The organism is Herbaspirillum sp. ST 5-3 (assembly GCF_004804275.1).
In the GTDB taxonomy this organism is placed as follows: Bacteria; Pseudomonadota; Gammaproteobacteria; order Burkholderiales; family Burkholderiaceae_D; genus Noviherbaspirillum.
In genome coordinates, this window is record NZ_STGI01000015.1 from 97191 (window position 1) to 111881 (window position 14691).

The 14691-nt window shown below is 63.0% G+C and carries 11 protein-coding genes and 1 riboswitch; of the genes, 4 read left to right on the forward strand and 7 right to left on the reverse strand.

Annotated elements, in window-relative coordinates; translation table 11 throughout:
• Nucleotides 1-80: 80 nt before the first annotated feature.
• The 3 genes from E6W33_RS22980 to E6W33_RS22990 all read right to left on the reverse strand — a co-directional run bounded on the left by E6W33_RS22980 (nucleotide 81) and on the right by E6W33_RS22990 (nucleotide 4454).
• Nucleotides 81-2282, reverse strand: a complete 2202-nt coding sequence (locus E6W33_RS22980; protein ID WP_136419698.1) for a S8 family peptidase — start codon at nucleotides 2280-2282, stop codon at nucleotides 81-83.
• A 54-nt stretch (nucleotides 2283-2336) separates the two neighbouring features.
• Nucleotides 2337-2447: riboswitch (cyclic di-GMP riboswitch) on the reverse strand.
• 219 nt (nucleotides 2448-2666) lie between these two features.
• On the reverse strand, nucleotides 2667-3731 hold the full coding sequence (locus E6W33_RS22985) for an AI-2E family transporter (protein ID WP_136419699.1): 1065 nt from the start codon (nucleotides 3729-3731) through the stop codon (nucleotides 2667-2669).
• A gap of 426 nt (nucleotides 3732-4157) precedes the next feature.
• Nucleotides 4158-4454 (reverse strand): HPF/RaiA family ribosome-associated protein, encoded by a 297-nt coding sequence (locus tag E6W33_RS22990; protein WP_136419700.1) that lies wholly within the window; start codon nucleotides 4452-4454, stop codon nucleotides 4158-4160.
• A gap of 124 nt (nucleotides 4455-4578) precedes the next feature.
• On the opposite strand from E6W33_RS22990, the gene nhaR reads away from it, so the two are divergent.
• From nhaR to E6W33_RS23005, 3 genes are all read left to right on the forward strand, one after another.
• Complete coding sequence (gene nhaR / locus E6W33_RS22995; protein ID WP_136419701.1) at nucleotides 4579-5481, forward strand: transcriptional activator NhaR; 903 nt, start codon at nucleotides 4579-4581, stop codon at nucleotides 5479-5481.
• A 150-nt stretch (nucleotides 5482-5631) separates the two neighbouring features.
• The gene (locus E6W33_RS23000) at nucleotides 5632-6558 is read left to right on the forward strand and encodes a histone deacetylase family protein (protein ID WP_136419702.1); all 927 of its coding nucleotides are present in this window, start codon (nucleotides 5632-5634) and stop codon (nucleotides 6556-6558) included.
• Nucleotides 6559-6692: 134 nt separating this feature from the next.
• Complete coding sequence (locus tag E6W33_RS23005) at nucleotides 6693-9371, forward strand: bifunctional acetate--CoA ligase family protein/GNAT family N-acetyltransferase (RefSeq protein WP_136419703.1); 2679 nt, start codon at nucleotides 6693-6695, stop codon at nucleotides 9369-9371.
• Nucleotides 9372-9396: 25 nt separating this feature from the next.
• Here E6W33_RS23005 and E6W33_RS23010 read toward each other — a convergent pair whose 3' ends face one another.
• The 3 genes from E6W33_RS23010 to E6W33_RS23020 form a co-directional block, all read right to left on the reverse strand.
• Nucleotides 9397-10305 (reverse strand): cytochrome c3 family protein, encoded by a 909-nt coding sequence (locus tag E6W33_RS23010; RefSeq protein ID WP_136419704.1) that lies wholly within the window; start codon nucleotides 10303-10305, stop codon nucleotides 9397-9399.
• 18 nt (nucleotides 10306-10323) lie between these two features.
• The gene (locus E6W33_RS23015) at nucleotides 10324-11385 is read right to left on the reverse strand and encodes a hypothetical protein (RefSeq protein ID WP_168798730.1); all 1062 of its coding nucleotides are present in this window, start codon (nucleotides 11383-11385) and stop codon (nucleotides 10324-10326) included.
• Nucleotides 11386-11682: 297 nt separating this feature from the next.
• Entirely contained in the window at nucleotides 11683-12831 is a 1149-nt protein-coding gene (locus E6W33_RS23020; protein ID WP_136419706.1) for a GGDEF domain-containing protein, read from the reverse strand.
• 264 nt (nucleotides 12832-13095) lie between these two features.
• Between E6W33_RS23020 and E6W33_RS23025 the strand changes: the two genes are divergently transcribed.
• Entirely contained in the window at nucleotides 13096-13416 is a 321-nt protein-coding gene (locus tag E6W33_RS23025) for a hypothetical protein (protein WP_136419707.1), read from the forward strand.
• A gap of 102 nt (nucleotides 13417-13518) precedes the next feature.
• Here E6W33_RS23025 and E6W33_RS23030 read toward each other — a convergent pair whose 3' ends face one another.
• The gene (locus tag E6W33_RS23030) at nucleotides 13519-14661 is read right to left on the reverse strand and encodes a class I SAM-dependent methyltransferase (RefSeq protein WP_136419708.1); all 1143 of its coding nucleotides are present in this window, start codon (nucleotides 14659-14661) and stop codon (nucleotides 13519-13521) included.
• Between the last annotated feature and the right edge of the window lie 30 nt (nucleotides 14662-14691).

Consider the following 14691-nt stretch of genomic DNA (forward strand, 5'->3'; position numbering starts at 1 on the left):
AACAGAAATTGCAGGCTTGCTCCAACAGCTTAGTCTTCAGCACGCGGCGCGTCCAGTTCGAGCCGATGCGATTCAATTGCTCAAAACGCGCTTGCGTAGCGCACGGCCAGCAGCTTTTCCGCCGCCACGTCGATCATGTTGTTCGGATCGCGCCGCACGGTCAGCGACACGCCCACGGTACCGCGTCGGCCGACCGGTGCCAGGTAGTTGATTTCGGCGCGCATCTCGCGCCCCAGGGGCACCATGGAAAAAATCAGCCGTTCGCGCGAGGGCGTGCCGCCTTGCCCCGACAGCATGTCCATCACGATCCTGCCCGAATACGCACGCATGGGTTGCGACAAGGACAAGCTCATGCGATCGCCTTGCTTCAACCGGTCGGCGGCCACCAGTGCGACTGAAAACGCATTGGTCCTGGCACGCGTGATTTCGGTGACCAGGCTGTCGGTCGCCGTCATGCCGGGCGTCACGCCGTAGGAGGCCTGCCCGGCGAGCGTCACCTTGGGCGCCAGCAGCAGCGCGCCGGCCAGTTGCACCGCACCGGTCGACGTGCCTGCGCCGAAGGACATCGCGCTGCTCGAATAGGCGCCGAGATAGGCGTTGGCTTCATTGGTTTGCGACATCGACACCGACAATGCAGCGCGGCCGAAACTGCGCGAGACTTCGAACAGGGCCGAACTCGCGTGCACCGGGACCGCCGATGACGGCAGTGCAATGCCGTCCTGCGATGCCAGCAGCCGGTTCAGGCCGGCGCTCAGCACGCCGAACTTCAGCTTCACTTCGCCGACCTGCTGCGCAAGCGCCGCATGCGACGCATCGGGCACCAGCGTGAAGTAAGGATTGGACAGCGCGCCCACCTGTTCCAGCGACGCGCCCTCCGGCAGGCGCAGTCCGCCCGCACCGAAATAACTGCCGGCCAGTCCGCCGACGCCGAATGCGGCCTCGGTGCCGCCGTTCTGCGCGGATGAGAAGGACAAGGAGACAATCCGGGCTTGCGCCAGGTCGAATCCGTGCTCCGATCCCGGCATGCGCGATATCCGCCCGTAGGCAACCGAAAACCTGCCGCCGCCATCGAGCAATTGCTCCACCACTTCCATCCTGCGGTCCATGCTGTCGAATGCCTGCTCCAGCGACAGCGGCGTCGGCCGCACCATCGCCGTGCCCATATCGACCTGGAAGTCGCGCTGGAAATCGTCCACGCCGAACACGCGCAACTGGCCGGCGGCGGCCAGGTTCCACAGCATGCTGGTCGCCGGCGAAGGCTGCACCGAGCCGCTCAGCACGCTGATGCGCTTGCCGTTGAGCGTGGTGGTGGTGACCTCGCCGATCGGTTGCAAGGCGCGTTCGATATTCAACAGCCCGCGCCCGTAGACCGGATCGATGCCGGGCGCGCCCAGGTCGGTTGCGGTCACGAACAGGATGGTCGCAATCTGGTCCGCGCTCAAGGACGGCCACATCTGCTTCACCAGCGCAGCCGCGCCGCTGACCATGGGCGTGGCCATCGAGGTGCCCGACATGTATGCATACTGGCCGTCGAGATAGGTCGATACGATGGCCGAGCCGGGCGCGACCAGGAACCAGGGCGCGGTATCGCCGGCGCGGTTGGAATAGGACGCGATGCGATTGCCGGCATCGACGGCGCCGACCGCGATGATCTGGCTGTTGGCCCAGCTTTCCCTGGCGAAGCGCGCCGGCCAGTCCGGATTGCGCATCCCGTGGTTGCCGGCCGCCACCACCATCAGCAGGCCGGATCGCACCGCTTCCTGCATTGCTTGCGGATCGTAGCTGCCGCCCGCGCCCACGCTCATGTTGACAATCGCGGCCTTGCCGATCGCATGGCGCAATCCGCGATCGAGCGCCGTCGTGGAGCCGGTGCCGTCATCCCGGAAAACCTTGACCGGCAGCAGTCGCGCGTCGTAGGCGACGCCGACCACGCCGTAGCCATCGCGCCGTGCCGCCAGAATGCCGGCCACATGCGTCCCATGCCCGTCCTTGTCGACGATGTCGCTGCCGCCGTCGAGCGCGTTGTAGCCCGGGGCGAGCTTGCCTGCCCCGGCGAATTCGCGATGGCTGGCGATGCCGGTATCCAGCACGGCGATCGTGACGCCATTTCCGGTGACGCCGAGCAGGTGCGCATAATCGGCCTTGATGCGGGACAGGATCGACACGGAGTTGCTGCGCTCGATATCGACGGCGGACAAGTCCTCCGCGCGCACCGATGCCGTGAAGGCCGCGGCGAGCGCCAGCGCGGTGACACTGGGGGAAAAGAAGTTGGAGGTGAACATATGTCGCCTTTCTCCGGTTTCTGCTTGTCGGAAAAAGGGCGGCGCTACGCCAGCTACGGCGGCCCCGCTAGCTTGCGGCAATCGACAACATGTTTGCTGTCTGATCACGCGCGAAGCCCGGAAGCTTTGCGTCCCCGCCTTTCAGCGGGTTTGCCCTTAGTACCTGTTCGGTATGTTTTGGGCATGCCAAAAACATACCGAACAGGTTCTTACGATGCCGTCGTGGTTTGAATCACATGTGCATATTTCCATTGTGCATCGTAATTCTGGAAATGCAAATGAATCGCACGCGATTCCGGCTGTGGGGAGTCGCAGCGCGACAACAAGATGTCGAACTGGAATTCAAAAGAGGAAAGGCGCGGGGCGTGAGATCGTGAGTCCTTGTCAATCGGCCAAGTCGGCCTGGCCTTCCAGCCATTCGCGCCACACCGCCATCAGCACGGCGATGATCACAGGTCCGACGAACATGCCGACCAGGCCGAAGGCGGTGAAGCCGCCAATGACGCCGAACAGCACCAGCAGGAAAGGAATGTGCGAGGCGCTGCTGATCACCAGCGGGCGGATCAGATTGTCGACCCAGCTCACCACCAGCGAGCCCCACAGCAGCAGGCCGATACCCGCCCAGGTATGGCCCGACAGCAGCAGCCAGACACCGAGCGAACCCCAGACCAGGGGCGTGCCGAAAGGCAGCAGCGCCACCAGCGCCGTGAGCGCGCCCAGCAGCGCCGGCGCGCGAATGCCGGCTGCCCAGTAACCGATGCCGGCCAGTATGCCCTGCGCCAGCGCGGTCAGCACCAGTCCGTACAGCACTGCCTTGGTGGTGCTGCCGATGGCAAACAGATAAGCGTCGGCGCGCGCTCCGATGAAGCGCCGCATCGCCGCGCGCACCTGGCTGAGCAGGATGTCGCCGTCGCGATAGACGAATACGACGGTGAGCAAGGCGAAGGCCAGCTTGGCCGCATTGCGCCCGACGCCGCCGATCAGCTCGGTCAGCTCGCCGAACCAGCGCTGCGCCAGATCGAGTGCTTCGGTGCGCAGGGCGTAGGGATCGCCGGCGATGCGGTTGAAGATTTGCTGCAGGCGTTCGCCCAGCCAGGGAATTTCCAGCACGGCTTCCGGCAGGCGGCGCGGCCCCTGATTCAGATAGTTGGAGATGCCCTGCGCAGCGGAAATGAATTCGGTTTGCATCAGGCTGATCAGCCACAGCAGCGGCAGCACGAAGGAAGTCGTCAGCAGCAGGCTCATCAGCAGCGCGCTGCCGATCGCGTTATCGTGCAATGCATGACGCAGCCGCGCATACAAAGGCCAGGTGACATAGGCGAGGATCAGCGCCCACACCACCGGCGCAATGAACCATTGCATCACCAGGAAACCGAGAACGGACAGGCCGCCCAACGACAGCCAGAGCAGGACCGTGCGTGTGGTGGCGGATGGATCGCGTTCGATCATGATCGCGTGTGCTTGTTCTGTTCTCGTTCCCTTTCAGGTCATTATCACGCCGAAGGCGCGATGGCATCTCGACTTTTCGCAGACTTCTTGATCCTTGCGATGCGGCGCTGACATCCTCCCCCGTGCCGGGGGAGGAATTGTCTCTAGAACTCATTTCATCAATAGGAGGGCTCGCGAAGGTGGCCTGGACGGGTGCAGTGCAAGGCGCGACGCGACGCGCAGGGTGGCCCCCTGCGCTAGCGCCGCAACGCCGCAATGCGCCGTCCAGACCACCTTCCCGGAGGGTTCGCACCAGAATCGGCGCTGGCGGTGTTGTGCCGGCCGGCGCTCCGGTCCTTGCAAATAGCCCCGCTATTTGACGCGTCGCACGCCTTGCCAGCACCGATTCTGGTGCGAACGCGAACCCGCCTATTGATGAAATGAGTTCTAGTGATCCAGGCGGCGCAGTGCCGTGCGTCCAACACGATCGACCGCACGATTGATCGCGATGTACATATCGGCTTCGGTATCCTCGGCAACAACATCGGGCATGCCATTCAGCACGAGGTGCACGGTGCAGCGCTTGTCGATGCCGCCGCGCGGTCCGTTGATGTCGGCCAGTCGCACCGTCACCTGCTGCACCTGGTCAGCCGCGTGCTTCAGCGCAAAATGCAGTCGGCGCTGGGCATGCTCGGCAAGCGCATTGGTCAGTTCAAATCCTTGGGCGCGGACATCGACTCTCATGACGGACTCCTTCGTGTTGGGTGAATCGGCCGTTTGCTGCCGGCCTTGCATTCAATCTAGTCCACAGGAAACCCGTTTAAAATTCGAATATGATGTCTTTTCAATTCGAAAAATTCGAATCATCATGAGCACGATCAATTACAAGCACCTGCATTACTTCTGGGTCGTCGCCAAGTGCGGCGGCATCGGCCGCGCCGGCGAGCAGCTGCACCTGACGCCGCAGACCATCAGCGGCCAGATCGGCATGCTGGAAGAAGCGCTGGGCACAACCTTGTTCGACCGCGTCGGCCGGCGACTGGAGCTCAACGATACCGGGCGCATGGTATTCAGCTATGCGGATGAGATCTTTACGCTGGGCGAGGAACTGGAGGACATGCTGCGCAATCGTCCCGGCGGCCGTCCCTTGCAGTTCACCGTAGGCGTGGTCGATTCGCTGCAGAAATCGATCGTGCGCCTGCTGCTCGAACCCGCCTTGAACCTGCCCGAAACCCTGCGCATCGTTTGCCGCGAAGGCAAGCTCGACACGCTGCTGGCCGGGCTGGCGATCCGCGGACTGGATATCGTGCTTGCCGATGGTCCGATGCCTCCCAACAGCAACGTGCGCGGCTTCAGCCATTTGCTGGGCGAATGCGGCGTGGCCTTCTTTGCAGCGCCCGCATTGGCCAGACGCCACAGGAAGGCGTTTCCGCACAGCCTCGACGGTGCCCCCTTCCTGCTGCCGGGCGAGGATGCGGCGCTGCGCCCGCGCCTGTTGCGATGGTTCGGCAAGGAGCGCATCCGGCCACGCATCGTCGGTGAATTCGATGATGGAGCGCTGCTCAAGGAATTCGGCGAAGCCGGCGTTGGCATCTTCGCAGCACCCATTGCCGTCGCCGCGCAAGTAAAAAAACAGTACGGCGTGCAGGAAATCGGCCGCACCGACGCCCTCACCGAACAGTTCTATGCGATCTCGGTGGAACGGCGTCTTTCCCATCCGGCCGTGCTTGCCATCAGCACAGCGGCGCAGAAGCGCGTGGCATCGATCTGACACACAATACGGTGCTGTCTGGAATCTTGATCTGGGACAAGGAAATCGGCGCGCGCTTGGCGCACTGTTGCAGGGTTCAGTGCCATTTCCCTCATTACCGTGCGCCGTGCGAACAAGCCGGCGCAGCTTGCCCATCGAGGCCGGACCTGCATGCTACCCGCTTACATTTCGCACAACGACTGCAGCCAGCATGAGATGGGCGCATTTCATCCGGAATGCCCGGAGCGCATCGCAGCCATCCGCAAGCAGTTGCTGGCCGAAGGCGTGCTGGACTTCATGCAGCTCCACGACGCGCCGCTGGCAACCGCGGAGCAACTCGCGCGCGCCCACACCATGGCGCATGTGCGCGAACTGGCGGCCAAGTCACCGCGCGAAGCTTACGAGCAGGTCGATCCTGACACCTGGATGAATCCGCATTCCTACCGCGCGGCATTGCGTGCCGCCGGCGCGGTGGTGAAGGCAACCGACCTCGTGCTGCGCGGCGCCGCGCCGGTCGCATTTTGCAACATCCGGCCTCCCGGGCATCATGCGGAACGCGACTCCGCCGGCGGCTTCTGCTTTTTCAACAACATCGCTGTCGGCATTCGCCATGCGCTGGACGCACACCGCATCAAGCGCGTCGCGCTGATCGACTTCGACGTCCATCACGGCAATGGCAGCGAAGACATCCTGCATGACGATCCGCGCGTACTCATGTGCTCCACCTACGAGGAAAACCTTTATCCGTTTTCCGGCCGCGAACCCATGGGCCCGAACATGGTCAATGTCGGGTTGCCGCCGCATTCGGGCGGCACCGCGTTTCGCGCAGCGGTCGAATCCCATTGGATCCCCGCGCTCGACGCATTCCAGCCCGAATTGCTGTTCATTTCGGCAGGCTTTGACGGCCATCTCGAAGACGACATCAGCAACCTGAGACTGGTCGAGGCGGACTACGCATGGGTCACACGGCAAGTGATGCAAGTCGCGGCACGCCACGCCAAGGGACGCGTCGTGTCCTGCCTGGAAGGCGGCTATGCATTGCCGGCCCTCGCACGCAGCGTCGCCGCGCATGTGAAAGTTTTGATTGGAGCAGATTAAAGAATCAGCAATGCCGATCAGCCAGGGGCAGATCGCGCCTGGATGACCCTCCGCTTTGGGCTGCCGAAGAGACAAACAGCAGACAACAGAACCTGCGATACTGAACAATAACCCTATATGACGATTAGCAAAACATGGACAAGCATTACCTCACCCCCCTCTTCTCCCCAGGCTCGATCGTCGTCTTCGCCGGCGACATCAGCGCCCCGGAAACGCAAACCGGCCCCGGCCGCCTGATCACCGAACAACTGCGCGACGGCAGCTACAAGGCTCCCGTCACCTTCCTCGACATCGGCATGACCGGCACGCTAAGCGACCTCGCGCAATCGCGATCCGACCTCGCCATCATCGCCCTGCCATCCGAGCAACTGACCGCCGCGCTCGAAGTCGCGGCCCGCATCCAGAGCAAGACCGCGCTGATCATTTCCAGCGGCGTCGATGCCAAGCTGGCCGCCGAATTGCAGGCGATCGCCAGGCAGCACGGCATCCATCTGCTCGGCCCCAATTGCATGGGTTTCCAGCGCCCGCACCTCGGCCTGAACGCGAGTGCGCTCGGCTCGCTCGCGCGTTCCGGCTCGCTGGCGCTGGTCTCGCAATCCGGCGCGCTGACTTCATCGATCCTCGACTGGGCCGTCAAGAACGGCGTCGGTTTTTCCTCGGTGGTCTCGCTCGGCGCCAATACCGCCGTCGATGTGGCGCAAGTGCTCGACTTCCTGGCGGAGGACCGCTCGACGCAAAGCATCGTGGTCTACCTCGAAGGCATTCGCAACGCGCGGCGCTTCATGAGCGCGCTGCGTGCCGCCGCCAACGCCAAGCCGGTGATCGTGCTGAAGGCCGGGCGCAAACCGGCCGGCGAGAAAGCGGCGCTCACCCATTCCGGCGCCATCGTCGGCAGTGACGACGTATTCGACGCCGCGCTGCAACGCGCCGGCGCGGTGCGGGTGCGCACCTTCGTGCAACTGTTCTCCGCGGCCAAGGGGCTGTCGGGGCGCAATCTGCCGGTCGGCAAACGCATCGCCATCATCACCAACGGCGGCGGGCCCGGCGTGCTGGCGGCCGACTGGGCCAATGAGCTTGGCCTCGAACTGGCCGCGCTGCCGCCGCAAGCCGCAACCGAACTGGCACCGCAACTGTCGCCGCTGGCCTGTCTGCAATCCCTGATCGATCTGGCCGAAGACGCCGATGCCGCACATTACCGCGCAGCCATCAAGGTTTGCGCATCGAGCAATGGCATCGACGGCATCCTGGTGATCCTGTCGCCCAAGCCGGGACTCGATACCACCGCCGTCGCGCAAGCGCTGGCCGATCTGCATCCGTCCGTCGGCAAGCCGCTCGTCACCTGCTGGATGGGCGATGAACGCGCGGTCGAAGCGCGCAAGGTCCTGACGGCCGCCGCCATTCCGACCTACCGCACGCCGGAAGCGGCGGTCGATGCCTTCAACAACATCGCGTCCTTCCATCGCAACCAGCAACTGCTGCATCAGACCCCGCCGCCCTTGTCCGCGCTGGCCAAGCCGGACCTGGAGGGCGCGCGCATTCTGGTGGAAAGCGTGCTGGCCGAACGGCGCAGGGTGCTGACCGAGATGGAATCGAAGGCGCTGCTGTCGGCCTTCCATATCCCGATCACGAAAACGATACTGGCACGCTCGGCGAGCGAGGCGATCCTGGTCGCCAACCAGCTCGGCTATCCGGTCGCGCTCAAGATCGACTCGCCCGACATCGCGCACAAATCCGATGTGCAGGGCGTGGCGCTCAACCTGCACAACGCGGCATCGGTGCGCGACACCTGGCATGACATGATGGCCACTGTCAGCCGCTTGCGGCCGGATGCGCGCATCAATGGCGTGACGATCCAGAACATGTCGGGCAAGCCGCTGGGCCGCGAGCTGTACATCGGCGTCAGCACCGACGAGCCTTTCGGCCCGGTGATCTCGTTCGGCGCCGGCGGCACCATGATCGAACTGATCGCCGACCGCGCGATCGAACTGCCGCCGCTCAACCAGTTTCTCGCGCAGCGCCTGATCGACCGTGCGCGCTCGGCGGAGACGCTGGGCAACTGGCGCGGCGCGCCGCCGGCCGACCGCGAGGCGCTGGAGCAGATTCTGCTGCGCGTATCGGAAATGGTGTGCGCGCTGCCGCAACTGCGTGAAATGGACATCAATCCGGTGATTGTCGACGAAGCCGGCGCGCTGGTGGTCGACGCGCGCATCGTGATCGATCACGCTCCGGCCGGCACCGACAACTACAACCATCTCGCGATCCTGCCGTATCCGTCGTCGCAAGAACAGGAATGGCCGCTGCGCGGCGGCGGACATTACACGGTGCGGCCGGTCCATCCCGACGACGCACAGATGCTGCAGGATTTCGTGCGCCGCATGTCTCCGGAAAGCCGCTATTTCCGTTTCGTGTCGACCATGCGCGAGCTGTCGCTGAAGATGCTGGCACGCTTCACGCTGATCGATTACGACCGCGAAATGGCGCTGGTGGCGATCCTGCGCGAACGCACGCCGAACGCCGATGGCGGCTTCACCGAAACCGAGCGCATCATCGGCGTGTCGCGCTATGTCACCAACCCGGACCTGACCACCTGCGAATTTTCACTGGCGGTCGCCGACGATTTCAACGGCAAGGGCGTGGGATCGCGCATGATGCTCTCCATCATGGACGTGGCGCGCAGCAAGGGCTTGTCGCAGGTCGAGGGCCTGGTGCTGACCAATAATGCACCGATGCTCAAGCTGATGCGCAGTCTCGACTTCGAGATCAGGAAATACGAGGAAGATCCCGATTTCCGCTTGTGCGTGCGGGTGCTTTAGACCTCGTGTATTGACCTGCCCGCGATTACTTCGCGTGGCAGGTCATGCATAGCTTGCTCCCCGCATTCGAGACGCGCAGGAAGGTCGGGAAGAAGTCGCTGTCGCGGCCTGCCGAAGGAACGCCGTGCGGGTCGTGGCAGGACGCGCATTCCACCTGCACCTTGCCATTGGTGACGTACAGGCGGATGTCGCCGCTGTCCATGCTGCCGCTGTTGTTGGTGTCAAAAAAGCGCGCCGCACCCTGCGAACCGCTGGGTGCATTGAAGTCGGTGCCAGGCCCGTTTTTGGATGGGAAGGTGACGCCCACCGGATGGTCGTTCCTCAGATCGGTGCCGATGGCGGCGACCGTGAAGTCGGTTGCGCCCGCGCCGAGGAAGCCGGCACCCGTCGAATGGCAGGCCAGGCATTCGCCCTGTGTCAGGCGCAAGTGCACCGACGCATTCTGCCCGCGCGGATTGACCCAGGTGTTGAGGAAGGAATCGTTCTGCGTGGTTTCCTGCGCCTTCAAATAACGACCCGAGCCAGGCATGTTGATGATGGAATCGACTGCGGTCTGGCCATCATGGCATGACAGGCAAGCCAGTGAATTGTTGCCCGGCTGGGAAACCTCACCCTGCAGCGTCTGCGTGCCGAGCTGATTGTAGGTGGTATAGGTTGTCACCTTCATGGTGCGGTTCCACAACGGCAGGTTGGTCGTAGTGTTGGCGCCGTGAGGCGTGTGGCAATAGACGCAGATCTCCTGGTAGTCGTTGCGGTAGTTGTCCATCATCGCGCCGCTCGGCCCGCCCGCAACCTGCCGCTGCGTCAGGTTGTGCCGCGTATTGCTGATGCTGCCCCGGTTGCTGAACTTGGTCGTCAGGTCGCCGGCTCCGTAGGCAAGGCCGAAGACGCTTCCGAGCAGCAGGAATGCAACAATGATTTTTCGCAGTGTCATTTGTCTCCGATGTCCGTATTATTTCGCCGCCTGCAGGATCTTGTTGCCCTCGGCCTCGCTCAAGCGGCGAATGACTTCCACTTTGTTGAACAACTGGTCCACCACATATACCCGCCCGGTCTCGTCGACCGAGATACCGCTCAGCAGGCCGTACTGACCGGGACGGCTGTCGCGGCTGGCCTCGCCCACCGTCAGCAGCAATTGCCCGTCCGGCCTGAAGATCTGAAAATTATTGAAGCTGGCGTCGCTTACATAGACATTGCCGTCATTATCGACGGCGATGCCGCGCGGACGCGCCAGGTTGCCCGGATTGACACCAGGGCTGCCGAAGGCGCGCAGGAACTTGCCGTCGCGGTCGAATGCCTGCACCCGGAAATTTCCCGAGTCCAGCACGTACAGCGTGCCGTCAGGGGCGACCGCGCCTTGCAGCGGTACATTGAACTGGCCGTCGGCGCGGCCGCGCGTGCCGATCACCTTCAGCTTCCTGCCTTCCTTGTCGTACACCACCACGCAATGCTGGTCGCTCTCGTTATCGGAGCGGTCGATCGCATAGATCCGTTCGCCGTCGGGACTGACCGCGACGCCGGTCGGCCGCTCCAGGTCGGCCGGCCCGCCGATGGCGCGCTGGAACAGGCCGAGCTGGTCGTACACGATCACTTGCCGACGCTTGCTGTCGGCCACATAGACATTCATCTCCGCATCGAGCGCCAGCCCCGCGGGTTGCTGCAGCGTGCCGGGCTGGCGCAGGCCGAAACGAAAGACCTTGCGCCGCGGGACATCGAAGACGACGATCGACCTGGTGCGGGTGTCGGCCACGAAAATGTTGCCGTTGCGCGCTACCACTGCCGCCGGTTTTTCGAACACCGGTGTGTCCGCCATCGACTTGAGGCCGGTCAGTTCGATCATCATCTTTTCCGTGCCCTGCTCCGGCGCACGGATGTCAGCGGCGGAGCGCAGCACCGTCTCGTAGGCAAAGCGCGGACGGTCCGGCGGTTGCGGCCACAATGTGCGCCGCGCAGGCTTGGCCGCCTGGTCGGGCATTACCGCGCAGGCCGCGAGCAGCACAGCGCATGCAAGCACGGAAAATCGCGGAGCGCATAAGAAGCGCAGAAGACGCAGGCCCGTCGCCATGGCAAAGCGAAACTCCCAACTTTAAGAATTGAATCGCGATGGTTGACGGCGCAAGCTGCGCAGCGGAATCCGTATCGCTCGGTCATGTCTCGGTCCTGCGGTGCATGACCACAGGAGCAACGCGGATACTAATGGAGCGCGAATGCCGTTGTAAATACAACAAATTGATCGCGGATAATGAATCCTGATTTTCTTGTGAAGCGAGCCGCGCGGTGCATGTGCACACCGGTTTTCAGTCGGCCGTTCTCAATCGGATTCGGACACGACGCGGTTGCGTCCGATGGCCTTCGCCGTGTACAACGCGGCATCGGCGCGCCGCATCAGGTCGCTGTGCGAGTCGGCATCGCGCAGGCTCGCGACGCCGATGCTCACGGTATAGGGAACGGCACTTCGCGTTCCAATGATCTTGTCGCCTGCCGGTTTCGTATCGAGCGCCACGCGCAGACGCTCGCCTGCCGCCTGCGCGGCATAACGGTCCGTTTCCGGCAGCAGGACTGCGAACTCCCCGCCGCCGATGCGCGCGAAATAATCGATTTCGCGCAGCACCGCTTCCGCGCGCAAGGCCACGTCGATCAGTACCTGATCTCCGCCGGCATGACCGTAGCTGTCATTGATGTGTTTGAAATGATCGATATCGATCAGCAACAAGGACAAGGCATGGCGCGTTCTCCTGGCGCGCGACAGCTCGCGATCCACCAGTTCAAGGAAGGCGCCGCGCGACCATGCGCCGGTGAGGAAATCGCGATTGGCGGCCTGTTCGGTCTGCGCCATCATTCTTGCGTGCACCATCATCACCGCGCCGAAGCTCAGCGTCGGGAGGATGAGCGCATCCATGGACAGGAAGAAGCCATCCCACCATGCAATTGGCATCTCGCCCGTATTGAATAAAGCTTGAACGATGCGCGGAACATTTCCCAGCGCAACAAGCGACGCCACCACAGCACTGAAGAGATGAGGAAAGCGCAAACGCAACGATTTGCGTGCGCGCAAGACCGTGAACGCAATCACCAGCGAAAGAGAGCCTTCGAACAGTCCGATCGCAGCACTGCGCCATGCGGAGACATCCGGCAGGTAATGGAGTATGGCAAGCGCCGCGACCAGCAGGCCCGCTCCTGCACTCGCCGCGAACCATTGCATCCTGCGGCCGAGAAAGTGCCGGAATCCCGCGAGTACCATGACCACGCCCGCGGCATGCAGCGCCGGTGCCGCCATGTCGGCGACAGGCGGCAGCGCGTCGGCAAATGCGTGAAGCAGAAGTGCGGTGCATGCAAAGACGTTTGCCAGGCACCACTCCTTGATCCCGGGTATTCCACTGCGGATCAGGGAGCCGAGCACGAGCAGCATCAGCACACAAAACAGCGCCCCGGCCAGGAGGATGTTGAATGTCGTCGACATAGAGGATGGAGTTCAAGCGGGAAGCACGCGCGACTGCGCGCATGCATGAGTATAAGCAGATGCGCGCAGCGGCGTGAGGAATCTGTCTGGAGGAATCACTCGATGATTTCCACAGTGCATTGCATTGCCGAACACAGGCAGCATCGGCACCGGAAATGTTCTCGCGGTGCTAACAATTCCTTACAACTCAGGGTCAACTGGTTCTGCATCGACTTCGTTTTGATCAGTGTAGTAAAACTTTTAGTTTAATCATCGAGGAGTGTTATGAAGACTTTGATTGCAACCCTGATCGCCGGCCTGTTTGCTACCGCTGCATTTGCGCAATCGAGCGCACCGGCTCCTGCCTCCAAGCCCGCTGCCAGCGCAACCAAGAAGGAAGCCAAGGCGGAAGAGAAGGCGACCAAGGCTGATGCCAAGGCAGAAGAGAAAGAAACGAAGGCAGCTGCCGATGCCAAGGCCGATGTCGTGAAGGCCGACACCAAAGCCGAAAAATCGAAGGCCAAGGCACACACCAAGGCGAAGAAGAAGATCGCTGCCGCAAAGAAGGATGCAGCCGAAGAGAAGGCTGACGCTGCCAAGAAGTAATCCTGCTGAACCGCATGATTCGCGGAAAGAAAAAGGGGCGGAAATATCCGCCCCTTCCTTTCTGTCTTGCCGCGCTTCATCGCCGTGGTTTGCCGGCGGAATTTATTTCCCGCGCATGCCGAGACGCCATAACGACGTGACCTCCGCCGCGCGTGCCGTGTGCAGCGGATCCGTTTCATCCACCGCTTTCGGATGACGCGGGCGCACATCGATTTTTCCCAGCACGTGCAATCCCGCACGTTCAATGTAACTGAGCAATTCCTCGCGCGAACGCAAGCCGAGATGCTCGGCAAAATCGGACAGGATCAGCCAGCCCTCGCCGCCCGGCGCGAGATGTGCGGCAAGTCCGTCGAGAAAGCCGCGCAGCATGCGGCTGTCGGGGTCGAACACCGCGTATTCGATTGGTGAACTCGGGCGTGCCGGTACCCAGGGCGGATTGCAGATCACCAATGGCGCACGCCCTTCCGGAAACAGATCCGCCTGCACGACCTCCACCTGCTTGCCGTAACCGAGACGCGCGATGTTTTCGCGCGCGCAGGCAAGCGCACGCGCGTCCTGATCCGTGGCAACGATACGTCGCACGCCGCGTTTGGCCAGCACCGCCGACAACACGCCGGTACCGGTGCCGATATCGAATGCCAGCGCGGTGGAAGGCAACGGCGCCTGCGCCACCAGCTCGACATATTCGCCGCGCACCGGCGAGAACACGCCGTAGCAAGGATGGATGCGCGCGCCGAGCGCCGGGATCTCGACGCCCTTCTTGTGCCATTCATGCGCACCGATCAGGCCGAGCAACTCGCGCATGGACGCGACATAAGCTTCATCTGCCGCACCCCAGGCTTCGCTGCAGGCCAGGTGCACATCGGGCGCGCGGCGCAGCGGAATCACATGACCGGCTTCGAATGGCAGCAGGAGCATGCCGAGAATGCGCGCGCGCTGCGCCTGTTCCTTGCGGTGCAGGTGAAATGCCTGGTCAGGAGAGACTGCGGCCACCGGTGCCTTTGCACGGCGCGGCTTGCGCTCGATGCGGCGCGCCAAGGCCTGCAACAACTGACGTGCGTTCTGGAAATCACCGCGCCAAAGCAGTCCGCTGCCTTCGCACGCAAGCCGGTAAGCGTTGTCGGCCGTCATGCGGTCGTCGGCAATGACGACACGCTTGGGCGGAGGCACGCCGGCTTCCGAACGCCAGCGCGCGACGTGCGGCGCGTCGTCCTCTGTCCATTGGATGATCGGATGGCTGCTCATCGCCGCATCCTGTCGGCGGTGGTCGGAAAA

Excerpts from the sequence above, each read along its gene's own strand:
- E6W33_RS22980 (WP_136419698.1), bottom strand. The coding sequence starts at position 2,282 with ATGTTCACCTCCAACTTCTTTTCCCCCAGTGTCACCGCGCTGGCGCTC.
- E6W33_RS22985 (WP_136419699.1), bottom strand. The coding sequence starts at position 3,731 with ATGATCGAACGCGATCCATCCGCCACCACACGCACGGTCCTGCTCTGG.
- E6W33_RS22990 (WP_136419700.1), bottom strand. The coding sequence starts at position 4,454 with ATGAGAGTCGATGTCCGCGCCCAAGGATTTGAACTGACCAATGCGCTT.
- nhaR (WP_136419701.1), top strand. The coding sequence starts at position 4,579 with ATGAGCACGATCAATTACAAGCACCTGCATTACTTCTGGGTCGTCGCC.
- E6W33_RS23000 (WP_136419702.1), top strand. The coding sequence starts at position 5,632 with ATGCTACCCGCTTACATTTCGCACAACGACTGCAGCCAGCATGAGATG.
- E6W33_RS23005 (WP_136419703.1), top strand. The coding sequence starts at position 6,693 with ATGGACAAGCATTACCTCACCCCCCTCTTCTCCCCAGGCTCGATCGTC.
- E6W33_RS23010 (WP_136419704.1), bottom strand. The coding sequence starts at position 10,305 with ATGACACTGCGAAAAATCATTGTTGCATTCCTGCTGCTCGGAAGCGTC.
- E6W33_RS23020 (WP_136419706.1), bottom strand. The coding sequence starts at position 12,831 with ATGTCGACGACATTCAACATCCTCCTGGCCGGGGCGCTGTTTTGTGTG.
- E6W33_RS23025 (WP_136419707.1), top strand. The coding sequence starts at position 13,096 with ATGAAGACTTTGATTGCAACCCTGATCGCCGGCCTGTTTGCTACCGCT.
- E6W33_RS23030 (WP_136419708.1), bottom strand. The coding sequence starts at position 14,661 with ATGAGCAGCCATCCGATCATCCAATGGACAGAGGACGACGCGCCGCAC.